We start from the raw sequence: 24,135 nt of genomic DNA, 5'->3' as shown, positions 1-24,135 counted from the left end.
CTTTCGCCTGCAATATTCACTTGTAAATTGATCGTCCTCACACTTCATCGCATTAACAATCCAGACCAATTTCAATTGCTGTCATATAACTTTACACTAGCGTTGTTAATCAATCGTTACTAAGACGTGACTTCTATGAACACAATTGCCTCCACTACGTTCCCGCCTCACATTCACACTCCACGTTACGATCGCCAGCAATTGAAATCCCGTATCGTTCATTTTGGCTTTGGAGCCTTTCACCGCGCACATCAGGCGTTACTGACCGACCGTGTGCTGAATGCCCAGAGCAGCGATTGGGGGATCTGTGAAATCAGTTTGTTCAGCGGCGATCGGCTAATGAGCCAACTTCGCGAACAGGATCATTTATATACCGTGTTGGAGAAAGGCGCAGACGGCAATCAGGCGATTATTGTCGGGGCCGTTCATGAATGCCTGAATGCAAAACTGGATTCCTTAGCGGCGATTATTGAGAAGTTTTGCGAACCGCAGGTGGCAATTGTGTCCCTGACCATTACCGAAAAAGGTTATTGTATCGACCCGGCCACCGGTGCGCTCGATACCAATAATTCGCGGATTATTCATGACTTACAAAGCCCGGAAGAACCTCACTCCGCGCCAGGCATTCTTGTCGAAGCGCTGAAACGCCGTCGTGAACGTGGCCTTGCGCCGTTTACCGTACTTTCCTGCGATAATATTCCCGACAATGGTCATGTGGTGAAAAATGCGGTGCTGGGGATGGCTGAAAAACGCTCTCCAGAACTTGCCGAGTGGATAAAAGAACACGTCAGCTTTCCGGGAACCATGGTCGACCGCATTGTCCCGGCAGCAACGGAAGAATCACTGGCAGAAATTAGCCAATATCTGGGCGTGAATGATCCCTGTGCAATTAGCTGCGAGCCGTTTATCCAGTGGGTGGTAGAAGATAACTTCGTCGCAGGGCGCCCAGCCTGGGAAATCGCAGGTGTACAAATGGTGGATGATGTCCTGCCGTGGGAAGAGATGAAACTGCGCATGCTTAATGGCAGCCACTCTTTTCTCGCTTATCTGGGCTACCTGGCTGGATTCGCCCATATTAGTGATTGCATGCAGGACCGCGCATTTCGCCATGCCGCCAGAACATTAATGCTGGAGGAGCAAGCGCCAACGCTACGGATTAAAGATGTCGATTTAACATACTATGCGGATACGTTAATTGAACGTTTTGCCAATCCAGCGCTGAAACATAAGACCTGGCAAATCGCGATGGATGGCAGTCAAAAATTACCGCAACGCATGTTGGCAGGGATTCGCATCCATCTGGCTCGCGAAACAAACTGGCCGTTACTGGCATTAGGCGTCGCAGGTTGGATGCGCTATGTGAGCGGCGTAGATGATGCCGGAAAAGCTATCGATGTCCGCGATCCGCTTTACGATAAAATTCACAACCTCGTTGCGGGCAGTAGCAGTGAACAACGCGTCACCGCCCTGCTTTCTTTGCGTGAAGTATTCGGTGATGACCTACCAGATAACCCGCATTTTGTGCAGGCCATCGAACAAGCCTGGCAACAAATCGCGCAGTTCGGCGCGCATCAGGCGCTATTAAACACCCTCAAAATTTAACGATTTCTGCGGTTAAAGCGGATGGAGCATCGCTTCGTCCGCCCTCTCTCTTCTCTTTTCCGCCTTTTTTAGCCAGGATTAACGCACAGTTAACTCATCTGATTATTGCGGAGCCGTTGTGACCAGGACCAACCTCATCACCGGTTTTCTCGGCAGCGGGAAAACAACCTCTATTCTTCATCTGCTAGCCCACAAAGATCCCAACGAAAAATGGGCGGTTCTGGTTAATGAATTTGGGGAAGTCGGAATTGATGGTGCTTTGCTCGCCGATAGCGGTGCTTTGCTGAAAGAGATCCCCGGCGGCTGCATGTGCTGCGTTAATGGTTTACCCATGCAGGTAGGGTTGAATACCTTACTGCGCCAGGGAAAACCAGACCGCTTGCTGATAGAGCCGACCGGACTGGGTCATCCGAAACAGATCCTCGATCTGTTAACCGCGCCGGTCTATGAACCGTGGATCGATCTGCGCGCCACGTTGTGCATTCTCGATCCGCGCCTGCTGCTGGACGAAAAAAGCGTCGGTAATGAAAACTTCCGTGATCAACTGGCTGCCGCAGACATCATTGTCGCCAATAAATCCGACCGTGCTACGCCAGAAAGCGAGCAAGCGTTACAACACTGGTGGCAACAAAACGGTGGCGAACGGCAATTAATTCACAGCGATCATGGGCAAATTGAGGGGCATCTTCTCGATTTACCTCGTCGAAATTTAACTGAGTTGCCCGCCAGCGCTGCCCATTCGCATCAACATAACGAGAAAAAAGGATTAGCGGCATTAAGCCTGCCAGAGCATCAACGCTGGCGTCGCAGTCTGAATAGCGGACAAGGACACCAGGCCTGCGGTTGGATATTCGACGCTGATACCGTGTTCGACACCATTGGCATTCTGGAATGGGCGCGACTTGCGCCGGTCGGACGCGTAAAAGGCGTGATGCGGATACCAGAAGGTCTTGTGCGCATCAACCGTCAGGGCGATGACCTGCACATTGAAACGCAAAACGTTGCACCACCAGATAGCCGCATTGAGCTGATTTCCAGCAACGAAACTGACTGGAACGCCTTACAGAGCGCGCTGTTGAAGCTTCGTTTAGCGACCAACGCGTAAGGTTGCCTGCGTTTTTCAGTAAGATAATTAGAGAAAATATGATCAAAAATTTGCCGCAAATAGTGCTGTTAAATATTGTCGGCCTCGCGCTGTTTCTTTCCTGGTACATTCCCGTCAATCATGGATTCTGGTTGCCGATTGACGCGGATATTTTTTATTTTTTTAATCAGAAACTGGTCGAAAGCAAGACTCTTTTATGGCTGGTTGCGTTGACTAATAATCGCGCCTTCGACGGTTGTTCACTGCTGGCAATGGGAATACTGATGCTGAGTTTCTGGCTGAAAGAAAACGCACCCGGCAGACGGCGTATTGTGATTATTGGTCTGGTCATGCTGTTAACCGCAGTGGTATTAAACCAGTTGGGCCAGGCATTTATTCCGGTAAAACGGGCCAGTCCGACATTGACCTTTACAGATATTAACCGCGTCAGCGAACTGCTATCTGTTCCAACGAAAGATGCCTCACGAGATAGTTTTCCCGGCGATCATGGCATGATGCTGCTTATTTTTTCCGCTTTTATGTGGCGATATTTCGGAAAAGTCGCAGGAGTAATCGCCCTTATTATATTTGTGGTTTTTGCATTTCCCAGAGTGATGATTGGCGCACATTGGTTTACCGATATCATTGTCGGTTCCATGACGGTGATATTGATTGGGTTGCCCTGGTGGCTAATGACACCTTTAAGTGATCAATTAATCGCCTTTTTTGACAAATCACTGCCTGGAAAAAATAAACATTCATAAAACAAATAACTCACAGTAATTAACATCATCAGGTTTATTTTCATAGTAGGGATAATCCTGATGATGTGCGACTTTGCTCTCGTTCATTAAGTGAAATGATCATTCTCTAAGCAAATGAATGGATTGCGCATCTTTTAGACAACAGTGCTTTAATTGACCAATCCCGTTTATTAACTTTCTGTATCACTTTTTCTTATAAAAAATCATGTAAAACCGCTCGCCAAGACCGCGTCAATCGGGTAATCTCGAACACGTTTTGCCTCGGCGGTAGATTATCCTCACAGCATATAATTTTGTGCGTTAGTCCACAGATTTGGCCTTAAGGAATTGTTTCAACGTGCCCAGGTAATTAGTCTCGTGTCGCTTGGCATTTTTTTATAACGATATTTGTCGTTAAGGACTTCAAGGGAAAACAAACAACATGGTCAAATCTCAACCGATTTTGAGATATATCTTGCGCGGGATTCCCGCGATTGCAGTAGCGGTTCTGCTTTCTGCATGTAGTGCAAATAACACCGCAAAGAATATGCATCCTGAGACACGTGCAGTGGGTAGTGAAACATCATCACTGCAAGCTTCTCAGGATGAATTTGAAAATCTGGTTCGTAATGTCGACGTAAAATCGCGAATTATGGATCAGTATGCTGACTGGAAAGGCGTACGTTATCGTCTGGGTGGCAGCACTAAAAAAGGTATCGATTGTTCTGGTTTCGTACAGCGTACATTCCGCGAACAATTTGGCTTAGAACTTCCTCGTTCAACTTATGAACAGCAGGAAATGGGCAAGTCAGTTTCCCGCAGTAATTTGCGTACAGGTGACTTAGTTCTGTTCCGTGCTGGTTCAACTGGACGCCATGTCGGTATTTATATCGGCAACAATCAGTTCGTTCATGCTTCCACCAGCAGTGGTGTTATTATTTCCAGCATGAATGAGCCGTACTGGAAAAAGCGTTACAACGAAGCACGTCGGGTTCTTAGCCGCAGCTAATAAACCGTTTGGATGCAATCCCTTGGCTATCCTGACGAGTTAACTGAAGGCACTGCTTAAGCAGTGCTTTTTTGTTTTCATTCATCATAGAAAATGATGTTTCCGTGCCTTGAACCAGGCTATAGTCCCGTCATTCTCTTCCACTTCAGCGTTGTCGTAATCTCGGGAATATTAACGGAACCATGTTCATACGCGCTCCCTCTTCCGGACGTAAGATCCTGCTTACCTGCATTATTGCGGGCGTGATGATTGCAATACTGGTCAGCTGTCTTCAGTTTTTGGTTGCCTGGCATAAACACGAAGTCAAATACGACACACTGATTACCGACGTACAAAAGTATCTCGATACCTACTTCGCCGACCTGAAATTAACCACTGACCGCCTACAGCCGCTCACCTTAGATACCTGTCAGCAGGCTAACCCTGAACTAACTGCCCGCGCGGCGTTTAGCATGAATGTTCGCACATTTGTGCTGGTGAAGGATAAAAAGAGCTTTTGTTCATCAGCGACGGGGGAAATGGATATACCGCTCAATGAGTTGATCCCGGCGCTCGATATTAACAAAGACGTCGATATGGCGATGTTGCCAGGCACGCCAATGGTGCCCAACAAACCCGCTATCGTCATCTGGTATCGCAACCCTTTATTGAAAAATAGCGGCGTTTTTGCAGCATTAAACTTGCACCTGACGCCATATCTTCTCTATAGCTCTCGTCAGCAAGATTTCGACGGAATCGCACTCATTATTGGCGATACCGTGCTTTCGACATTTTCGTCGCATTTGATGAACGTCCGTGAGTTATCCGGCAAACCCGTACGCGAAACCAAAATAACAGGCATTCCGCTGACTGTGCGTCTTTATGCTGATGACTGGACATGGAACGATGTGTGGTATGCGTTTTTACTGGGCGGTATGAGTGGAACGGTCGTTGGCCTGCTCTGCTATTACCTGATGAGTGTGCGTATGCGCCCTGGCAGAGAAATTATGGCTGCTATCAAACGTGAGCAATTTTACCTGGTGTATCAACCGGTGGTTGATACGCCAACGCTGCGGGTCACGGGCCTGGAAGTGCTGCTACGCTGGCGTCATCCTGTTGCAGGTGAAATCCCGCCGGATGCCTTCATTCAATATGCCGAATCGCAAAAGATGATCGTGCCGCTGACCCAGCATCTGTTTGAGCTTATAGCCCGTGATGCGGCTGAATTACAAAACGTACTGCCGGTGGGCATAAAGTTTGGCATTAATATCGCACCGGAACATCTGCACAGCGAGAGCTTTAAAGCGGATATACATCGGCTGCTCGCCTCCCTACCCGCGCACCATTTCCAGATTGTACTGGAGATAACCGAGCGCGATATGCTGAAAGAGCATGAGGCCACAAAACTGTTCGCCTGGCTGCACTCTGTCGGCGTGGAAATTGCTATTGATGACTTCGGCACCGGACACAGTGCGCTTATCTATCTGGAACGCTTCACGCTCGAGTATCTGAAAATTGACCGTGGGTTTATCAATGCTATAGGTACGGAAACGGTCACATCTCCGGTGCTTGACGCGGTGCTCACGCTGGCGAAACGTCTCAATATGCTGACGGTTGCTGAAGGTGTCGAAACACCGGAACAGGCGCGCTGGCTACGTGAGCGCGGTGTTAATTTCCTGCAAGGCTATTGGATTAGCCGTCCCTTACCGATAGATGATTTTGTCCGCTGGCTGGAGAAACCGCATACGCCGCAGTGGTAAGGTGTGCTTGTGTCCCTTATTATTCATAGTTGAAGCATGCCGGATTGCGGCTAATGATGAGTAAAAGGAAATCCGTTGCAGATGATTGTGCGCATACTGCTGCTGTTTATCACCCTGTTCACCTTCGGTGCGCAGGCGCAAGCTATCAAGGAAAGCTATGCCTTTGCGGTGCTGGGAGAACCCCGGTATGCTTTTAATTTCAACCATTTTGATTATGTGAATCCTGCTGCGCCGAAGGGCGGGCAAATAACGTTATCCTCCATTGGTACCTTCGATAATTTTAACCGCTATGCACTACGCGGAAACCCCGGCGCACGCACCGAGCAACTGTACGACACGCTATTTACCACTTCCGATGACGAACCCGGCAGTTATTACCCGCTGATTGCCGAAAGCGCACGCTATGCTGACGATTATTCTTGGGTAGAAGTCGCTATCAATCCGCGCGCCCGTTTTCATGATGGTTCGCCGATTACCGCGCGCGACGTTGAGTTTACTTTTCAAAAATTTATGACCGAGGGCGTGCCGCAGTTTCGCCTGGTATACAAAGGCACAACGGTCAAAGCCATATCGCCATTAACCGTGCGTATTGAATTAGCCAAACCAGGCAAAGAAGATATGCTGAGTCTGTTTTCACTCCCCGTGTTTCCTGAGAAATACTGGAAGGATCATAAACTTAGCGACCCGCTCTCTACGCCTCCGCTGGCCAGTGGTCCGTACCGCATTACATCCTGGAAAATGGGCCAGAATATTGTCTATTCTCGCGTTAAAGATTACTGGGCGGCCGATTTACCGGTAAATCGTGGTCGCTGGAATTTCGATACCATACGCTACGATTATTATCTCGACGATAATGTTGCCTTCGAAGCGTTTAAAGCTGGCGCCTTTGATTTACGCATGGAAAACGACGCCAAAAACTGGGCTACGCGCTATACCGGTAAGAATTTCGATAAAAAATACATCATCAAAGATGAGCAAAAGAACGAATCAGCCCAGGATACGCGCTGGCTGGCGTTTAATATTCAACGACCGGTATTCAGCGATCGCCGGGTCCGGGAAGCGATCACTCTCGCCTTTGACTTTGAATGGATGAATAAGGCGTTGTTTTACAATGCCTGGAGTCGCACGAACAGTTATTTTCAGAATACCGAATACGCGGCCAGAAATTACCCCGACGCCGCTGAGCTGGTGCTTCTGGCGCCAATGAAAAAAGATCTACCGCCAGAAGTGTTCACGCAAATCTACCAGCCACCAGTGTCCAAAGGCGATGGCTACGACCGTGACAACCTGTTAAAAGCCGACAAACTTCTCAACGATGCAGGCTGGGTGCTGAAAGGTCAGCAACGCGTTAATGCCACCACAGGCCAGCCACTCAGCTTTGAATTATTGCTTCCTGCAAGCAGCAATAGTCAGTGGGTATTGCCGTTCCAACATAGCCTGCAACGGCTGGGTATCAACATGGACATTCGCAAGGTGGATAACTCGCAAATCACCAACCGAATGCGCAGCCGCGACTATGACATGATGCCGCGCGTGTGGCGGGCGATGCCGTGGCCCAGTTCCGATTTACAGATTTCCTGGTCATCGGAATATATCAACTCCACTTATAATGCCCCCGGCGTGCAAAGCCCGGTTATCGACTCGCTAATTAACCAAATTATTGCCGCCCAGGGAAATAAAGAAAAATTGCTGCCTCTGGGGCGCGCCCTGGATCGCGTATTAACGTGGAATTATTACATGTTGCCGATGTGGTACATGGCGGAAGACCGTCTCGCCTGGTGGGATAAATTCTCCCAGCCAGCCGTGCGCCCCATCTATAGCCTCGGTATCGATACCTGGTGGTATGACGTCAATAAAGCGGCCAAACTGCCGTCCGCCAGCAAACAGGGAGAGTAGATGGGCGCTTACCTGATTCGCCGTCTGTTGCTGGTGATCCCAACATTATGGGCGATTATCACCATCAACTTTTTCATCGTGCAAATTGCGCCTGGCGGCCCCGTCGACCAGGCCATCGCCGCCATTGAGTTTGGTAATGCCGGAGTATTACCCGGCGCAGGCGGCGAAGGCGTTCGTGCCAGCCATGCGCAAACGGGCGTCGGCAATATCAGCGACAGTAATTACCGTGGCGGACGCGGGTTAGATCCCGAAGTGATCGCTGAGATCACGCATCGCTACGGTTTCGATAAGCCGATCCACGAACGTTACTTCAAAATGCTTTGGGACTACATTCGCTTTGATTTTGGCGACAGCCTGTTTCGCAGCGCCTCGGTGCTGGCGCTGATTAAAGACAGTCTGCCTGTTTCCATCACCCTCGGATTGTGGAGCACGCTGATTATCTATCTGGTGTCGATTCCGCTGGGTATTCGCAAAGCCGTTTATAACGGCAGCCGCTTTGATGTCTGGAGCAGCGCATTTATCATCATCGGCTACGCCATTCCAGCCTTTTTGTTCGCCATCCTGCTGATTGTCTTCTTCGCGGGCGGCAGCTATTTCGACCTGTTCCCTCTACGCGGCCTGGTTTCCGCTAACTTTGATTCGCTGCCGTGGTATCAGAAAATCACCGATTATCTGTGGCATATCACGCTGCCGGTGCTGGCTACGGTGATTGGCGGCTTTGCGGCGCTGACCATGCTGACAAAAAACTCATTCCTTGATGAAGTGCGTAAGCAATACGTGGTGACCGCGCGTGCGAAAGGGGTAAGCGAAAAAAATATTCTCTGGAAACATGTGTTCCGCAACGCCATGCTGCTGGTGATTGCCGGTTTTCCGGCGACGTTTATCAGCATGTTTTTCACCGGCTCTCTGTTAATTGAAGTGATGTTTTCGCTCAATGGCCTCGGTTTACTGGGCTACGAAGCGACCGTCTCGCGCGATTATCCGGTGATGTTTGGCACCCTGTACATTTTCACCCTGATTGGCCTGCTGCTGAATATTGTCAGTGATATCAGCTATACGCTGGTCGATCCTCGTATTGATTTTGAGGGACGCTAATGTCGCGACTCAGCCCCGTCAATCAGGCCCGTTGGGCACGTTTTCGTCATAATCGCCGCGGCTACTGGTCGTTATGGATTTTCCTCATCTTGTTTGGTTTGAGTTTGTGTTCTGAACTGATCGCCAACGATAAGCCATTGCTGGTACGTTATGACGGCAGCTGGTATTTCCCGTTGCTGAAAAACTACAGTGAGAGTGATTTTGGCGGCCCGCTGGCAAGTCAGGCTGATTATCAGGACCCGTGGCTGAAACAACGGCTGGAAGATAAAGGCTGGGTACTATGGGCGCCGATTCGCTTTGGCGCTACCAGTATCAACTTTTCCACTGACAAGCCCTTCCCCTCCCCACCTTCCTGGCAAAACTGGCTGGGAACGGATGCCAACGGTGGCGATGTGCTGGCGCGCATTCTGTATGGCACGCGGATCTCGGTTCTGTTTGGTCTGATGTTGACACTCTGCTCCAGCGTAATGGGCGTGCTGGCGGGGGCGCTGCAAGGCTATTACGGTGGGAAAGTGGATCTCTGGGGGCAACGCTTTATTGAAGTATGGTCGGGGATGCCGACGCTGTTTTTGATTATTTTACTTTCCAGCGTCGTACAGCCTAACTTCTGGTGGCTGCTGGCAATTACTGTCTTATTTGGCTGGATGAGTCTGGTCGGCGTGGTGCGGGCTGAGTTTTTACGTACCCGTAATTTCGACTACATCCGCGCAGCGCAGGCGCTTGGCGTCAGCGATCGCAGTATCATCCTGCGTCATATGTTGCCGAATGCCATGGTCGCTACTCTCACCTTTTTACCGTTTATTTTATGTAGTTCGATAACCACCCTAACCTCGCTCGATTTCCTCGGCTTCGGTCTGCCGCTCGGTTCACCATCACTCGGCGAACTGCTGCTACAAGGGAAAAATAACCTTCAGGCTCCGTGGCTTGGGATCACTGCCTTCTTGTCGGTGGCGATATTGTTGTCTTTGCTGATCTTTATTGGTGAAGCCGTCCGCGACGCATTTGATCCTAATAAGGCGGTGTAACATGACGCAAACTCTGTTAGCGATTGAAAATTTGTCGGTGGGTTTTCGCCATCAGCAAACTGTTCGTACCGTAGTGAATGATGTTTCACTACACATTGAGGCTGGCGAAACGCTGGCGCTGGTGGGTGAGTCAGGTTCTGGCAAAAGCGTTACCGCGCTGTCAATTTTACGTCTGCTCCCTTCCCCGCCGGTTGAATATCTCTCTGGCGATATCCGTTTTCATGGCGAATCGCTGCTTCATGCCAGCGAGCAAACATTGCGTGGCGTACGCGGTAATAAGATTGCCATGATTTTCCAGGAACCGATGGTGTCGTTAAACCCATTGCATACACTGGAAAAGCAGCTTTATGAAGTGCTTTCACTCCACCGCGGAATGCGTCGGGAAGCGGCGCGTGGCGAAATTCTTAACTGCCTTGATCGCGTCGGTATCCGCCAAGCGGCAAAGCGGCTGACAGATTACCCGCATCAGCTCTCCGGCGGTGAACGCCAGCGGGTGATGATTGCGATGGCGCTGTTAACGCGACCGGAATTATTAATTGCCGATGAACCAACCACCGCACTGGACGTCTCTGTCCAGGCGCAGATTTTGCAGCTTTTGCGCGAACTGCAACATGAACTGAATATGGGTATGCTGTTTATTACTCATAACCTCAGCATTGTCAGAAAACTGGCCCACCGCGTGGCGGTAATGCAAAATGGTCGCTGTGTGGAGCAAAATAACGCCGTTACGCTCTTCGCCTCCCCAGAACATCCTTATACGCAAAAACTACTCAACAGTGAACCGTCAGGCGACCCGGTGCCGTTGCCAGAACCGGCCTCAACGTTGCTTGATGTTGAACAGCTTCAGGTCGCCTTCCCCATTCGCAAAGGGCTACTGAAACGTGTCGTCGATCATAACGTGGTCGTCAAAAACATCAGTTTTACGCTGCGGGCGGGTGAAACGCTGGGCTTAGTAGGCGAGTCTGGTTCCGGTAAAAGCACAACGGGGCTGGCGCTACTGCGGTTGATTAACTCTCAGGGCAACATCGTTTTTGACGGTCAGCCATTACAAAATTTAACTCGTCGCCAGCTATTGCCCATTCGCCATCGCATTCAGGTGGTATTTCAGGATCCAAACTCCTCGCTCAACCCACGACTCAACGTGTTGCAGATTATTGAGGAAGGGTTACGGGTTCACCAACCGACGCTCTCTGCCGTGCAACGCGAAGAACAAGTGATAGCCGTGATGCATGAAGTGGGGTTAGATCCTGAAACGCGCCACCGTTATCCGGCGGAATTCTCGGGTGGTCAGCGGCAACGTATTGCGATTGCCAGGGCATTGATTCTTAAGCCTTCGCTGATCATTCTTGATGAACCGACATCATCGCTCGACAAAACGGTACAAGCGCAAATATTGACGCTATTGAAATCATTGCAACAAAAGCATCAACTGGCCTATTTGTTTATCAGCCATGATTTGCACGTTGTCCGCGCGTTGTGTCATCAGGTTATCGTGCTGCGACAGGGAGAAGTGGTGGAACAAGGACCGTGCGCGCGCGTGTTTGCCGCACCGCAGCAGGAGTATACGCGTCAGCTACTGGCGTTGAGCTGACGCTTAAAATGGATTGTAGTTTGAGAAAGGTTCGGCTATGGCTACACCAAAATTTTTCAGTCGACACGTCGCCGCAAACTCGTCCTGACGATTCACAAACAGACATGGCTCACCTTCGCACTCGAGAACAGAGCACGGAACTTCAATATCGCTTAATGCCTGGCTGAGTTTGTACATCACCGACCATGCGTTATCGCCATCAGGGCTAAGTAATTTAAGCGCCACCAGGCTGTTGTCGCCGCACTGTCCATTTTGCGGAATCGGTTCAACTTTCGAACCAGCGAAACCTGCAGACCAACGATAGTTCTGCGGCAGTCGATGGACGATTGAGAGTTGTAATGAAGTCACTTATTTTCCCCGGAAGCACATTTACTTCACAATTTATTTACATTAATTTTAACACACCATCAACAATCTGTCCTTCAACAGATCGTAAAGATTGATGCCTCGCCTGCGTGGCCGCTATTGTTCTGATTTAAATGATATCTGCGGGCGTGGTCACGTTTGCGGGGCTATATGTACCCGTTTCTGCGATCTAACTCAACCTTTTTAACTACAATGATGTGACTTTTTACATAAATTGAGTTTACATAAAATAAACATATATCGGGGGAATGATAGATTTGCGGTTGACATGCATCAACAAAGGAAGCCTTTTAGCTTCCCCGTTGTGCAATAGATCACCGTTTTTTCGGTCGACTGGCGTAAAGACAGAAGAGAATGGAACTGGTCGCACAGAAAGCAATGGACCAGATCATTGGCCATGCAGAGTTAAACGTCGCCAGCGAAAGCAGTGCGCCAACAATGGCGCCAATACCAAAACGGAAGGTTCCTGCCAGCGACGACGCAGTTCCCGCCATATGGGGGAACTCATCCAGAATGACCGCCATCGCGTTAGAAGACACCATCGATACGCAGCCCACAAACGCCGCAACGCCAACCACCAGCGACCAGAATCCCAGCCCCAGTAGCGCGCTGATAACCATCCACGCCGCCATAATAAATTGTATCCACAACCCCGAGCGGAACATATTTAACGCACCAATACGGCGAACGAAGCGGCTGTTAAAGATGGTCATCACGAACAGGAAAACAATGTTTAGCGCAAAGTAATAACCAAAGTTTTCCGGCGCAACGTGGTTGATTTCAATGTAAACAAACGGTCCGGCGCTTAAGAACGAGAACATCCCGGCAAAGCTGAAACCACTGGCCAGCATATAACTCAGGACACGCTTATGGCGGAACAGCGCAGCAAAGTTACCGATAGTGGTACGAATGTGGAACGGTTGGCGACGCTCCGGCGGTAACGTTTCTTTGATCAGGAAGAAAATCATTGCCGAAGCCAGAATTGCCGCCACAGCGAGGATCCAGAAGATGTAATGCCAGCTCAACCACACCAGCACCCAACCGCCAACAATCGGTGCCATCAACGGTGCAATGGTGGTCACCAGCATGACAAACGACATCATCCGCGAGAACTCTTCTTTCGGGTAGATATCGCGCATCAAAGCGTTGATAACCACGCTGGCCGCAGCCGCCGCCAGACCGTGGAAGAAACGCATCACAATCAGCTGATCGATGGTTTGCGCCAGCGCGCACGCCACCGCCGCCGCGGCAAACACCAGCGTACCACCGAGGACAACCGGCTTGCGCCCGAAGCTATCCGCCATCGGCCCGTAGATTAACTGCCCCAACGCAAAACCCAGAATATAAGTACTCAGGGTCATCTGCGTGCTGCCCGCTGGCACACCAAACTGCGCTGAAATCACTGGCAGCGCGGGCAGATACATATCAATCGACAGCGGCATCAACATGGCCAAAAGGCCAAGGATAAAGACAATAGCAAACGACGAATGCTGTCGAGTGGTCACAACGGGCTCCTGAATAAAATGAAAGTGTTAACCGACGCTGGCAATTTCTTCTGCAGTTAATGGACGATATTCACCTGGGGCTAAATCTTCATCCAGAGTAATACCGCCAATGCGTTCACGATGCAGCTCAACCACGTGGTTACCCACGGCGGCGAACATGCGTTTCACCTGATGATAACGCCCTTCACTGATGGTCAGACGGACCTGCGTAGGGGTAATCACTTCCAGCACCGCTGGCTTAGTGAGATCTTTTTCGTTATGCAGCTGTACGCCTTTAGCAAATTGCTCTGCCGTATCGTCAGCTACGGGTGATTCAAGCGTCACCAGATAGGTCTTCTCGCAATGATGACGCGGAGAAGTAATGCGATGCGACCACTGACCGTCGTCAGTCATCAGCACCAGACCGGTGGTATCAATATCCAACCGCCCCGCCGCGTGCAGTTTCCACGCCACAGGTTCATCCAGAAAATAGAGCACCGTTGGGTGATCCGGGTCATCAGTTGAGCAAACATAGCCCTGGGGCTTGTTGAGCATGAAATAACGCGGGCCGTGTTGCTGCGCCAGCGGATTGCCGTCATAAGCTACATCGTGCTCAGGGAGCAGTTTGAACGCTGCATTGCGGACGATTTCGCCATCGACGGTGACACGATTGCCGCGGATTTCACGCCCGGCAATAGCACGGCTAACACCGAGTTGCTGTGCGATAAATTTATCAAGTCGCATGTGTGTGATTTTGCCTGTAAAAAACGGAGGTCGGGCATAGACCCGAAAATCAGAACTGTTGTCTGCCCAGTATAGCGGTCTAATAACTTCCCTCAAGGGAAAAAGATCCGTGGCATACTATTAGCAGATTAATCTACCTACGCTAAACCATGATTTTTACACTTCGTCCATACCAGCAAGAAGCCGTGGATGCCACGCTCAACCATTTTCGTCGTCATAAAACCCCTGCCGTTATCGTGCTGCCTACCGGAGCAGGTAAAAGCCTGGTGATTGCCGAACTGGCACGGCTGGCGCGTGGTCGAGTTCTGGTGCTGGCACACGTCAAAGAACTGGTGGCGCAGAACCATGCTAAATACCAGGCGTTGGGGCTGGAAGCCGATATTTTTGCCGCCGGGCTAAAACGCAAGGAGAGCCACGGTAAAGTGGTATTTGGCAGCGTGCAATCGGTCACCCGTAATCTTGATGCCTTTCAGGGTGAATTTTCGCTGTTGATTGTCGATGAATGCCACCGTATTGGTGACGACGAAGAGAGCCAGTATCAGCAAATCCTCACTCACCTGACAAAAGTGAATCCCCACTTACGCCTGCTGGGGCTGACTGCCACGCCCTTTCGGCTGGGCAAAGGCTGGATTTACCAGTTTCATTATCACGGCATGGTACGCGGCGATGAGAAAGCCCTTTTCCGTGACTGCATTTATGAGCTACCGCTGCGTTATATGATTAAACACGGCTATCTGACGCCACCAGAACGGCTGGATATGCCGGTAGTGCAATACGATTTCAGCCGCTTGCAGGCACAGAGTAACGGGCTGTTCAGCGAAGCTGATCTCAACCGCGAGCTGAAAAAACAGCAACGCATTACACCGCACATCATCAGCCAGATTATGGAGTTCGCCGAAAAGCGTAAAGGGGTGATGATTTTCGCCGCGACGGTTGAACACGCAAAAGAGATTGTCGGTTTGCTACCCGCAGAAGATGCTGCACTGATTACTGGCGACACGCCCGGCGCTGAACGCGATGTATTAATTGAAGATTTTAAAGCCCAACGTTTTCGCTATCTGGTCAATGTTGCGGTGCTGACCACCGGATTTGACGCCCCGCACGTCGATCTTATCGCCATTCTGCGCCCTACCGAATCAGTGAGTCTTTACCAACAAATTGTCGGGCGCGGTCTGCGTCTGGCGCCGGGTAAAACAGATTGCTTAATTCTCGATTATGCGGGCAATCCTCATGACCTCTACGCACCGGAAGTTGGTACACCGAAAGGCAAAAGTGACAACGTCCCGGTGCAGGTTTTCTGCCCTGCCTGTGGCTTTGCCAACACCTTTTGGGGCAAAACTACCGCCGATGGGACATTGATTGAACACTTTGGTCGCCGCTGTCAGGGATGGTTTGAAGATGGCGACGGCCATCGCGAACAGTGTGACTTCCGTTTCCGTTTTAAAAATTGTCCGCAATGTAACGCGGAAAACGATATTGCCGCCCGCCGTTGCCGCGAATGTGACACCATTCTGGTTGACCCGGATGATATGTTAAAAGCGGCGCTACGACTGAAAGACGCGCTGGTATTACGCTGTAGCGGCATGTCTTTGCAGCATGGGCACGACGAGAAAGGCGAATGGTTGAAAATCACCTATTACGATGAAGACGGCGCTGATGTGAGTGAGCGTTTCCGTCTGCAAACGCCCGCCCAGCGTACTGCCTTCGAGCAGCTTTTTATCCGCCCACATACGCGTACACCGGGCATCCCTTTGCGCTGGATCACCGCTGCCGATATCCTCGCCCAACAAGCCTTATTGCGCCATCCGGATTTTGTCGTCGCACGAATGAAAGGCCAGTACTGGCAGGTGCGTGAAAAAATATTCGATTACGAAGGTCGTTTTCGGCGGGCGCACGAATTACGCGGTTAATGGTAGTTTTGATTGATGTATAAGGCGATTGAGTATAGAATCTCGCCCGCTTTTGCATACGCAAAGCAGATCACTTACCTGTTGCTGGGTCGCCTGTAGCAGGAATCATTTAAGAGAGAAAGAAATGTTTACTATCAACGCAGAAGTACGTAAAGAGCAGGGTAAGGGTGCGAGCCGCCGCCTGCGTGCCGCTAACAAGTTCCCGGCAATCATCTACGGTGGCAAAGAAGCGCCACTGGCTATCGAGCTGGATCACGACAAAGTCATGAACATGCAAGCTAAAGCTGAATTCTACAGCGAAGTTCTGACCATCGTTGTTGACGGTAAAGAAATCAAAGTTAAAGCTCAGGACGTACAGCGTCATCCGTACAAACCGAAGCTGCAGCACATCGACTTCGTTCGTGCTTAATCGCTGAATAAGTTGAACAAAAGAAAACGGCCTTTACGGGCCGTTTTCTTTTTTAGCGACTGACAAATACCTGCACTACTTAATCTTCACATCAAACTGATGGCAGTTGTTGCAATAGAGTGGCTGTGGTTCCTTCTCATGTGACGTATGGCATACCGTACAGCGAATTTCCCCGCCATGAGAGTCATGGAAAGAAGCAACTCGCGTTTTACCCGACTCCGGATACTCTTTTAACACTGAGTTACCTTCTGAATCCTTCTTACCATGATAATAACGCTCACCAGGTGCATGGCAGCTAACGCACGTTGGCGTCATATTCTTGTTGGCTTTAACATCATCAACATGGCAGTTATTACATTCCAGACCAATGGTCTTGTGCATTTTCATGCCGACAATCTCTTGTGCACTGGCAGAAACCATACCGATAACGGTGCACATTACGCCAGCAAGAATGATTGTGACAATGTTCTTCAATAACTTGCTCATTTGCCACCTCCCTGTGCCTGCATTCTGGTGCTTATAATATGTTTCGCTGCCATACGTCCCGACGTCAACGCAAAGCCAGAAGCCGATCCTTCAAGTACCAAATCATAGGAGCTGTCATACAGACCGCCCATATCCTGCCCGACAACATACAGACCCGGGATAATCTTCTCATTGGTATCGTAGACCTGCAGATCGCTGTTCATTTTCAAACCACCCAGCGTCAGGAAATAAGCCCGAATACCTTTCACAGCGTAATACGGTCCTTTATCCTGAAATTTAAACAGATGCTCTTTCTTGCGTCCCCAGTCAGGATCGAAACCTTCATCCGTATACTTGTTTACTTTCGCAATCGTCGCTTTCAGATTGTCTGCAGGAACATTGATCTGTTTTGCCAGATCGTCCAACGTTTCACCTTTAAACAACCACCCTTCTTTCATGCCGATCTCGATCGCCTGATCCAGCGCCTTCATCGGTTGCCCTGGCAACACAATGGCGTTAAACGGCGTGACCGGCCCTTCGTTAACCATCTTCTGACGCATTGCGTCATCCCAGACGGAATACATGACTCCGCCATTCATGGTGATAGCGTTATAAACGAGGGTAAAGCTGGAACCGAGTGACTCATCAAAGAAACGCTCGCCTTGTCGGTTAATCCACAGGAATGGCTGGCTTAATGATGTTCTGGCCTGTTTTTGGTAATCAGCGCCATTAAACTGACGGATAGGAGGGTCTTGATCGACATATGGGCTATTGCCAGCAATGGTTTGCATCCCGGCAGTATCAGCGCCAATGTCTTGCCCCATTTTGATACCATCGCCTTCGCGTCCATCAATCAGGGGGCCACGTAGTTTGACCGGCACCATGTTTTTCTGATTCACATCGGTGATGTATTTTTCAATCATGTCACGGTTGTTGGCAAAACCACCGGTCGCCACAATCACACCTTTACCATAGGCAATGATTTTTTCCCCTGTTACGCTATTAACCGCTTCGACGCCAACGACATCACCGCTTTGTTTATCGCGAATAATCTTCTTAACAGGAGTTTCGGTGTAGATTTGACCACCGCCATCAAGGATCTTCTTGTAAAAGCTTTTAGTAACAGATGCACCGTTATGCTTATACATATGCCAGGTCCATAATGAATCTGACTGAGGATAAATGGTGGTTTTTAAGGTCGTAAACTCAACGCCATTACTGGCAACCCAATCAATGGTTTCGCCTGAGTTTTTCATTAATGCGTGCAATGCACTGGCATTGGCTCGCCAGTGATGGAAATCGATCGCCTTACCAAAGGCTTGATTCAGCGTGGCACCTTTCCCCTCTTTTTTCTGCATAAGGGTGCCAATGCCTAAACTGCCTTCAGGGTAAACGCCTGCGCCTCCAAGGCTTGGTAGTTTTTCAAAAATAACAACTTTGGCTCCGCCCTGTACTGCAGTCAACCCTGCGGACATGCCAGAAAGCCCACCGCCAATAACAACAACATCTGTTTGGATTATTCTCTCACTAACTGGTTCGACGGATGGATTCGACAGATTGATATGCGGGATCTTATTCATATTTCTGTCAGCATAGGCGCTTAGGGAAAGCGTCGTTAATACCCCAGCTAATAAGAATCCCCTTTTTAGTTTCCTCATAACATGGTCCTTTTACATAAAAATTTAAATCAACATGAAACCCTTCTTGTTTTTATTTGAAACCAAACAGACATGACATTCATGTATTAATGACTAATGAGCTGCTGTTGCAACTGCTGGTAATTTATGTGCAATGCCGGCATGACAATCAATGCATGTTTTTCCTTCTTTAAGAGAAGCCTCATGGAACGGCGCCATAAATTTTTTCTGTAATTTAGAAATATCGTGGCAGTTTCTGCATTCCTGCGAATTGTTTGCTTTCATTCTTGCCCATTCCGCTTTTGCCATTTCGCCACGATGTGCATCGAATTTTTCAGCCGTATCAATTACGCCTGTCATATGACCCCAAACCTCTTTAACGGCGTGGGCTTTTCTGATCATCTTAGGGACAAATTCATCAGGAATATGGCAATCGGCACAAGCGACCTTCACGCCAGTACGATTACTGCCATGAATGGATTTTTTGAAGCTCTCGGTGAGGATGTTGTCTTTCATTTCATGACAACCCAGGCAAAAGCTGTCTGTGCTTGTGTTGTGAATGACCGTGTTCATGACGACAAATAAACAGCCACTGAATACAATGAGGGTAAAGATAAAACATACCAGTAACTTTCTGGTTAGAGAGAACGTTTTTTTCGGTCGACAACATTTTTTATCTTCAGGATTTTCTTGCTCCATGCGGTGAATCCTTAAAATCATTCATACGATTAATATAATGAGTCAAACACAACGGCAATAATATTGACATTAAAAATACATTTGCAATTTATATAGATAAAGCAAATAACAACATATAACACCAGGCAAACTCAATATAATTAAACAGAATAATTTTTCCAGTGTTGCAGTTCACAAAAAACGGCGGGAATAGTTACCAGACCGATTTATTATCGAATAATGAGGGTAAGAGAAAAATATTTACTGCAACGCTTAATATAATAACAGAGAAAATATTTTCGAATGAAAGGTCAATCAGCAAGTTATCTTACTTACTGATTGACAAGAATTGTGATTATCCCGCAACTGTTTCTTCGAAAAGAAACATTCGCGTTGGAGATTTAGTTTCCGCCAGAGGTCCGACGCTGCAATTGATCGCGCAGGTTTGGCGGCGTACCTTTAATGGTCAGCGTATCGGTCGCTGGATCCCAGAAGATGCGTTCACCTAACAGCATCGCATCAAAGTTAATGGTCAAGCCACCGCCGCTACCGGCAAACTTCGTCAACTGACGCAGCGTGCTGCGGTCTGCCGGGAAGCTCTCTTCCAGTTCATACCCTTTTTCAGCAGCAAACTCCGTGAAGCTCACTTCGCTGACGCCCGCCAACTCTTTTGACAGCGACTCCAGTTCAATCTCCTCGCCCGCCTGCAATTGCTCATTACAATAGCTATAAACTTGCTGGCGAACGTTCTGCCGTTCTGCTTTATCCAGTTGCGCTTCTGCGGTGAAGTCGTCGACCGCTTGCAACAGACCGCGGTTTTGCGCTTTGGCGTTCAACCCTTCGCTGGCACCGAGGAAATCCATAAAGAAATCGGCGACTTTGCGTCCGACTCGCCCTTTCAGGAAAGTCAGGTAGCGTGTCGATTCCGGATTGGTTTCCCACTCAGTTAAATCAATACGCGCCACAATATCCGCATGATTGATATCAAGATAATGGGTCGGGTTGATGTCGAGATTTTCGTTGACGCGCATACTGCTTAGATTGCTCAGCACGCAAATCAGCAAATACTCAACTGCCAGATAACGATAGTGGCAAAACAGGACGAAACCGCCATCAGCAAATGGATATTTTGCCAATTCGTCACGCAGGCGACCGGTTGCCGCGCGGCTAAATGCCAGAAAGTCCTCTTCGCCCTGACGTTGCAAGCGCAGCGTCTGCGCCAGTTCACTCTCTTCGCTGAACAATCCGTAGGCTTTGTTCTTGGCGCTATAGACCCGATGCAGCTCTGCCACCATCTCAACGACGGTTTCCGTCGGTTCCAGCAATGAATCGCGCAACACCAGCTCAAGGTTCTGCTCATCACGCTTGATAAGCTGGTGCAGAGCAATCTGGTTGATATCCAGACTCATGATAAACTCTCCTTTAAGACCGGGCGGTATTCAACCACCACCGGTAAAGCGACGCAATAAAAGTTGGCGGTCATTTTACAGAAGGCTGCGTAAGGAGAATGATTGAAAGCATAAAAAAGCAGAAAAAAAACCGTTGCTACGGTAATATGTTGCCCTTTCATCAACTAACTGATTTCGATTTATGCCACAAATTTCCCGCTACAGTGATGAACAGGTTGAACAATTGCTCGCAGAGCTGCTCAACGTACTGGAAAAACATAAGGCTCCGACCGACCTTTCCCTGATGGTGTTAGGCAACATGGTCACTAACCTTATCAATACCAGCATTGCCCCGGCTCAACGCCAGGCAATTGCCAACTCTTTTGCCCGCGCTTTGCAGTCCTCGATCAACGAAGACAAAGCGCACTAAGGGAAACAGATAACAGGTTATGGTAACTCATCGTCAGCGCTACCGTGAAAAAGTCTCCCAGATGGTCAGCTGGGGGCACTGGTTTGCACTGTTCAACATTCTGCTCTCACTTGTCATTGGCAGTCGTTACCTGTTTATCGCCGACTGGCCGACAACGCTTGCGGGTCGTATTTATTCCTATGTAAGCATTATCGGCCACTTCAGCTTTCTGGTGTTCGCCACCTACTTGCTGATCCTCTTCCCGCTGACCTTTATCGTCGGCTCACAGAGGCTAATGAGGTTTTTGTCCGTCATTCTGGCCACTGTGGGAATGACGCTGTTACTGATCGACAGCGAAGTCTTTACCCGTTTCCATCTCCATCTTAATCCCATCGTCTGGCAGTTGGTTATCAATCCGGACGAGAATGAGATGGCGCGCGACTGGCAGCTAATGTTTATCAGCGTGCCAGTTATTTTATTGATTGAACTAGTGTTTGCGACGTGGAGCTGGCAAAAGCTGCGCAGTCTGACGCGTCGTCGACGCTTCGCCCGTCCGCTGGCCGCATTCTTATTTATCGCCTTTATCGCCTCACACATGGTGTATATCTGGGCCGATGCTAACTTCTATCGCCCTATCACCATGCAGCGCGCTAACCTGCCGCTTTCGTACCCGATGACGGCGCGACGTTTTCTTGAGAAGCATGGTCTGCTTGATGCGCAGGAGTATCAACGCCGTCTGATCGAGCAAGGCAATCCAGACGCTGTTTCCGTACAGTATCCGTTAAGCGAATTGCGCTACCGCGATATGGGCACCGGGCAAAATGTGTTGTTGATTACTGTCGATGGCCTGAACTACTCACGCTACGAGAAGCAGATGCCTGCACTGGCGGGTTTTGCCGAGCAAAATATTTCGTTCACGCGCCATATGAGTTCAGGCAACGCCACCGACAACGGTATCTTTGGCTTGTTCTATGGCATCTCGCCAAGCTATATGGACGGTATTCTGTCGACCCGTACACCTGCGGCGTTAATTACCGCGCTCAACCAGCAAGGCTATCAGTTGGGCTTATTCTCGTCAGATGGCTTTACCAGTCCACTGTATCGCCAGGCATTGTTGTCAGACTTCTCGATGCCGAGCGTACATACACAATCCGATGAGCAGACCGCCACGCAGTGGATCAACTGGCTAGGCCGTTACGCGCAAGAAGATAACCGCTGGTTCTCGTGGGTATCTTTCAATGGCACCAATATTGACGACAGCAATCAGCAAGCATTTGCCCGGAAATATAGCCGCGCAGCTGGTAATGTCGATGACCAGATCAATCGCGTCCTGAATGCGTTACGTGAATCCGGGAAACTGGACAACACGGTGGTGATTATCACTGCTGGTCGCGGCATTCCGCTGAGCGAAGATGAAGAAACCTTTGACTGGTCACGTGGCCATCTTCAGGTGCCATTAGTCATTCACTGGCCAGGCACACCGGCACAGCGTATTAATGCCCTGACCGATCATACTGATCTTATGACCACGCTGATGCAACGCCTGCTACACGTCAGCACGCCTGCCAGCGAATACTCACAAGGTCAGGACTTGTTCAACCCTGAGCGCCGTCATTACTGGGTAACAGCCGCGGATAACGATACGCTGGCAATTACCACACCGAAAATGACGCTAGTACTGAACAATAACGGTAAATACCGCACTTACAACTTACGTGGTGAAAGAGTGAGAGACGAAAAACCACAGTTGAGTTTGTTATTGCAGGTGCTGACAGACGAGAAGCGTTTTATCGCTAACTGATTAATTATAAATCAGTTAGCAAAATATCTTACTTGCAATCGGTGTGGAAAACGGTAGTATAAGCAGCCACGAGTCGGCACGTAGCGCAGCCTGGTAGCGCACCGTCATGGGGTGTCGGGGGTCGGAGGTTCAAATCCTCTCGTGCCGACCAAAAATCCCAAGAAAACCAACCGCAAAGGTTGGTTTTTTTATATCTACGTCAATCCCCCTCTACCCACACTTACAGTTTTCACTACATGCCCATACATAAAATGGGGTAACATTCACGCGCCTGGTAGCGTTACCAACGCTACGCTCAAACATAATGATTCTAATAAAACCTCAGGAGACTACTATGCCTGAAGCAACGCCTTTTCAGGTGCTGATTGTGGATGATCATCCACTTATGCGACGCGGTGTTCGTCAGTTACTGGAGCTTGACCCTGGCTTTGAAGTGGTCGCCGAAGCAGGCGACGGCGCTAGTGCTATCGATCTGGCGAATAGACTGGATATCGACGTGATCCTGCTGGATCTCAATATGAAAGGTATGAGTGGCCTGGATACCCTCAATGCCTTGCGCAGGGATGGCGTTACCGCGCAAATTATTATCCTGACCGTTTCAGATGCCTCCAGCGATATCTTTGCATTGATAGACGCAGGCGCTGACGGTTATCTGTTGAAAGATAGCGATCCGGAAGTGTTGCTGGAAGCGATTCGCGCCGGAGCAAAAGGTAGCAAAGTCTTTAGTGAACGCGTCAGTCAGTACTTACGCGAGCGTGAAATGTTTGGCGCTGAAGAAGACCCCTTCAGCGTGCTAACGGAGCGTGAATTAGATGTTCTGCACGAATTGGCACAAGGACTGTCCAATAAGCAGATCGCTTCGGTACTGAATATTTCTGAGCAGACGGTAAAAGTCCATATCCGCAATCTGCTGCGTAAACTCAACGTCCGCTCACGCGTGGCGGCCACTATTCTGTTCCTGCAACAACGCGGGGCGCAATAAAAAAATAGCCCGATGGATTTACCATCGGGCTGATATTGATGACAAACGCAACACTGCCTGATGCGCTACGCTTATCAG

General features: G+C 49.4%; 21 protein-coding genes and 1 tRNA gene. 15 read left to right on the top strand and 7 right to left on the bottom strand.

Translation table 11 applies throughout. The features are described 5' to 3' along the window. The first annotated feature begins 135 nt into the window (after positions 1 to 135). The 9 genes from AACS80_RS12835 (at position 136) to yejF (ending at position 11,784) form a co-directional block, all read left to right on the top strand. On the top strand, positions 136 to 1,602 hold the full coding sequence (locus tag AACS80_RS12835; RefSeq protein ID WP_130207098.1) for a mannitol dehydrogenase family protein: 1,467 nt from the start codon (positions 136 to 138) through the stop codon (positions 1,600 to 1,602). 118 nt (positions 1,603 to 1,720) lie between these two features. Further along, a complete protein-coding gene (gene yeiR / locus AACS80_RS12830; RefSeq protein WP_135410175.1) occupies positions 1,721 to 2,707 on the top strand; it encodes a zinc-binding GTPase YeiR in 987 nt (328 codons plus the stop codon). A gap of 38 nt (positions 2,708 to 2,745) precedes the next feature. Continuing rightward, on the top strand, positions 2,746 to 3,450 hold the full coding sequence (gene lpxT / locus AACS80_RS12825; RefSeq protein WP_130207102.1) for a Kdo(2)-lipid A phosphotransferase: 705 nt from the start codon (positions 2,746 to 2,748) through the stop codon (positions 3,448 to 3,450). Between the two features lie 421 nt (positions 3,451 to 3,871). After that, positions 3,872 to 4,438: a bifunctional murein DD-endopeptidase/murein LD-carboxypeptidase gene (gene mepS / locus AACS80_RS12820; protein WP_000241011.1), complete on the top strand. Its 567-nt coding sequence runs from the start codon at positions 3,872 to 3,874 to the stop codon at positions 4,436 to 4,438. A gap of 182 nt (positions 4,439 to 4,620) precedes the next feature. Beyond that, entirely contained in the window at positions 4,621 to 6,177 is a 1,557-nt protein-coding gene (locus AACS80_RS12815) for a cyclic di-GMP phosphodiesterase (RefSeq protein ID WP_130207104.1), read from the top strand. A gap of 81 nt (positions 6,178 to 6,258) precedes the next feature. After that, the gene (locus AACS80_RS12810) at positions 6,259 to 8,073 is read left to right on the top strand and encodes an extracellular solute-binding protein (RefSeq protein WP_138183813.1); all 1,815 of its coding nucleotides are present in this window, start codon (positions 6,259 to 6,261) and stop codon (positions 8,071 to 8,073) included. Beyond that, positions 8,074 to 9,168 carry a microcin C ABC transporter permease YejB gene (locus tag AACS80_RS12805; protein ID WP_130260507.1) on the top strand — a complete coding sequence of 365 codons (1,095 nt, stop codon included), beginning with the start codon at positions 8,074 to 8,076 and terminating at the stop codon, positions 9,166 to 9,168. Next, complete coding sequence (locus AACS80_RS12800) at positions 9,168 to 10,193, top strand: ABC transporter permease (protein WP_135410176.1); 1,026 nt, start codon at positions 9,168 to 9,170, stop codon at positions 10,191 to 10,193. The genes AACS80_RS12805 and AACS80_RS12800 overlap by 1 nt, the downstream gene beginning before the upstream one ends. Before the next feature lies 1 nt (position 10,194). Continuing rightward, on the top strand, positions 10,195 to 11,784 hold the full coding sequence (gene yejF, locus AACS80_RS12795; protein WP_135410177.1) for a microcin C ABC transporter ATP-binding protein YejF: 1,590 nt from the start codon (positions 10,195 to 10,197) through the stop codon (positions 11,782 to 11,784). A gap of 3 nt (positions 11,785 to 11,787) precedes the next feature. Here the strand turns inward: yejF and AACS80_RS12790 are convergent, their stop codons facing one another. From AACS80_RS12790 to rsuA, 3 genes are all read right to left on the bottom strand, one after another. Next, positions 11,788 to 12,132 carry a YejG family protein gene (locus AACS80_RS12790; RefSeq protein ID WP_064526789.1) on the bottom strand — a complete coding sequence of 115 codons (345 nt, stop codon included), beginning with the start codon at positions 12,130 to 12,132 and terminating at the stop codon, positions 11,788 to 11,790. Between the two features lie 332 nt (positions 12,133 to 12,464). Beyond that, positions 12,465 to 13,655 (bottom strand): multidrug efflux MFS transporter Bcr, encoded by a 1,191-nt coding sequence (bcr, locus tag AACS80_RS12785; protein WP_000213385.1) that lies wholly within the window; start codon positions 13,653 to 13,655, stop codon positions 12,465 to 12,467. Between the two features lie 27 nt (positions 13,656 to 13,682). After that, complete coding sequence (rsuA, locus tag AACS80_RS12780) at positions 13,683 to 14,378, bottom strand: 16S rRNA pseudouridine(516) synthase RsuA (RefSeq protein WP_130207114.1); 696 nt, start codon at positions 14,376 to 14,378, stop codon at positions 13,683 to 13,685. Positions 14,379 to 14,527: 149 nt separating this feature from the next. Here rsuA and AACS80_RS12775 point away from each other — a divergent pair, with 149 nt between their 5' ends. Both AACS80_RS12775 and rplY read left to right on the top strand, forming a co-directional pair. Continuing rightward, positions 14,528 to 16,288, top strand: a complete 1,761-nt coding sequence (locus tag AACS80_RS12775) for a DEAD/DEAH box helicase (RefSeq protein WP_135410178.1) — start codon at positions 14,528 to 14,530, stop codon at positions 16,286 to 16,288. 124 nt (positions 16,289 to 16,412) lie between these two features. After that, a complete protein-coding gene (gene rplY / locus AACS80_RS12770; protein ID WP_000494183.1) occupies positions 16,413 to 16,697 on the top strand; it encodes a 50S ribosomal protein L25 in 285 nt (94 codons plus the stop codon). 75 nt (positions 16,698 to 16,772) lie between these two features. Here the strand turns inward: rplY and AACS80_RS12765 are convergent, their stop codons facing one another. The 4 genes from AACS80_RS12765 to yejK form a co-directional block, all read right to left on the bottom strand. Then, positions 16,773 to 17,183 carry a cytochrome c3 family protein gene (locus AACS80_RS12765; protein ID WP_135410179.1) on the bottom strand — a complete coding sequence of 137 codons (411 nt, stop codon included), beginning with the start codon at positions 17,181 to 17,183 and terminating at the stop codon, positions 16,773 to 16,775. Beyond that, entirely contained in the window at positions 17,180 to 18,820 is a 1,641-nt protein-coding gene (locus AACS80_RS12760; protein ID WP_240725829.1) for an FAD-dependent oxidoreductase, read from the bottom strand. Before AACS80_RS12760 ends, AACS80_RS12765 begins: the two co-directional genes overlap by 4 nt. A gap of 93 nt (positions 18,821 to 18,913) precedes the next feature. After that, positions 18,914 to 19,498 (bottom strand): NapC/NirT family cytochrome c, encoded by a 585-nt coding sequence (locus tag AACS80_RS12755; protein WP_135491644.1) that lies wholly within the window; start codon positions 19,496 to 19,498, stop codon positions 18,914 to 18,916. A gap of 380 nt (positions 19,499 to 19,878) precedes the next feature. After that, entirely contained in the window at positions 19,879 to 20,886 is a 1,008-nt protein-coding gene (gene yejK / locus AACS80_RS12750) for a nucleoid-associated protein YejK (RefSeq protein WP_130207118.1), read from the bottom strand. 181 nt (positions 20,887 to 21,067) lie between these two features. Between yejK and AACS80_RS12745 the strand changes: the two genes are divergently transcribed. From AACS80_RS12745 to narP, 4 genes are all read left to right on the top strand, one after another. Then, positions 21,068 to 21,295: a YejL family protein gene (locus tag AACS80_RS12745; protein ID WP_001135667.1), complete on the top strand. Its 228-nt coding sequence runs from the start codon at positions 21,068 to 21,070 to the stop codon at positions 21,293 to 21,295. 19 nt (positions 21,296 to 21,314) lie between these two features. Continuing rightward, positions 21,315 to 23,075: an LPS biosynthesis-modulating metalloenzyme YejM gene (gene yejM / locus AACS80_RS12740; protein ID WP_130260510.1), complete on the top strand. Its 1,761-nt coding sequence runs from the start codon at positions 21,315 to 21,317 to the stop codon at positions 23,073 to 23,075. A gap of 74 nt (positions 23,076 to 23,149) precedes the next feature. Beyond that, positions 23,150 to 23,226, top strand: a tRNA-Pro gene (locus tag AACS80_RS12735). Positions 23,227 to 23,409: 183 nt separating this feature from the next. Continuing rightward, positions 23,410 to 24,057, top strand: a complete 648-nt coding sequence (gene narP / locus AACS80_RS12730) for a nitrate/nitrite response regulator protein NarP (RefSeq protein ID WP_064526779.1) — start codon at positions 23,410 to 23,412, stop codon at positions 24,055 to 24,057. Positions 24,058 to 24,135: the final 78 nt, after the last annotated feature.

It is taken from the genome of Escherichia sp. E4385 (genome assembly GCF_963883145.1).
In the GTDB taxonomy this organism is placed as follows: Bacteria; Pseudomonadota; Gammaproteobacteria; order Enterobacterales; family Enterobacteriaceae; genus Escherichia.
Note: the sequence above shows the minus strand (reverse complement) of the source record. Positions and strands in the feature narration are given on the sequence as shown.

Coding starts and splice junctions, on each gene's coding strand:
- AACS80_RS12835 (WP_130207098.1), top strand. CDS start 136: ATGAACACAATTGCCTCCACTACGTTCCCGCCTCACATTCACACTCCA.
- lpxT (WP_130207102.1), top strand. CDS start 2,746: ATGATCAAAAATTTGCCGCAAATAGTGCTGTTAAATATTGTCGGCCTC.
- mepS (WP_000241011.1), top strand. CDS start 3,872: ATGGTCAAATCTCAACCGATTTTGAGATATATCTTGCGCGGGATTCCC.
- AACS80_RS12815 (WP_130207104.1), top strand. CDS start 4,621: ATGTTCATACGCGCTCCCTCTTCCGGACGTAAGATCCTGCTTACCTGC.
- AACS80_RS12810 (WP_138183813.1), top strand. CDS start 6,259: ATGATTGTGCGCATACTGCTGCTGTTTATCACCCTGTTCACCTTCGGT.
- AACS80_RS12805 (WP_130260507.1), top strand. CDS start 8,074: ATGGGCGCTTACCTGATTCGCCGTCTGTTGCTGGTGATCCCAACATTA.
- AACS80_RS12800 (WP_135410176.1), top strand. CDS start 9,168: ATGTCGCGACTCAGCCCCGTCAATCAGGCCCGTTGGGCACGTTTTCGT.
- yejF (WP_135410177.1), top strand. CDS start 10,195: ATGACGCAAACTCTGTTAGCGATTGAAAATTTGTCGGTGGGTTTTCGC.
- rsuA (WP_130207114.1), bottom strand. CDS start 14,378: ATGCGACTTGATAAATTTATCGCACAGCAACTCGGTGTTAGCCGTGCT.
- AACS80_RS12775 (WP_135410178.1), top strand. CDS start 14,528: ATGATTTTTACACTTCGTCCATACCAGCAAGAAGCCGTGGATGCCACG.
- rplY (WP_000494183.1), top strand. CDS start 16,413: ATGTTTACTATCAACGCAGAAGTACGTAAAGAGCAGGGTAAGGGTGCG.
- AACS80_RS12765 (WP_135410179.1), bottom strand. CDS start 17,183: ATGAGCAAGTTATTGAAGAACATTGTCACAATCATTCTTGCTGGCGTA.
- AACS80_RS12760 (WP_240725829.1), bottom strand. CDS start 18,820: ATGAGGAAACTAAAAAGGGGATTCTTATTAGCTGGGGTATTAACGACG.
- AACS80_RS12755 (WP_135491644.1), bottom strand. CDS start 19,498: ATGGAGCAAGAAAATCCTGAAGATAAAAAATGTTGTCGACCGAAAAAA.
- yejK (WP_130207118.1), bottom strand. CDS start 20,886: ATGAGTCTGGATATCAACCAGATTGCTCTGCACCAGCTTATCAAGCGT.
- AACS80_RS12745 (WP_001135667.1), top strand. CDS start 21,068: ATGCCACAAATTTCCCGCTACAGTGATGAACAGGTTGAACAATTGCTC.
- yejM (WP_130260510.1), top strand. CDS start 21,315: ATGGTAACTCATCGTCAGCGCTACCGTGAAAAAGTCTCCCAGATGGTC.
- narP (WP_064526779.1), top strand. CDS start 23,410: ATGCCTGAAGCAACGCCTTTTCAGGTGCTGATTGTGGATGATCATCCA.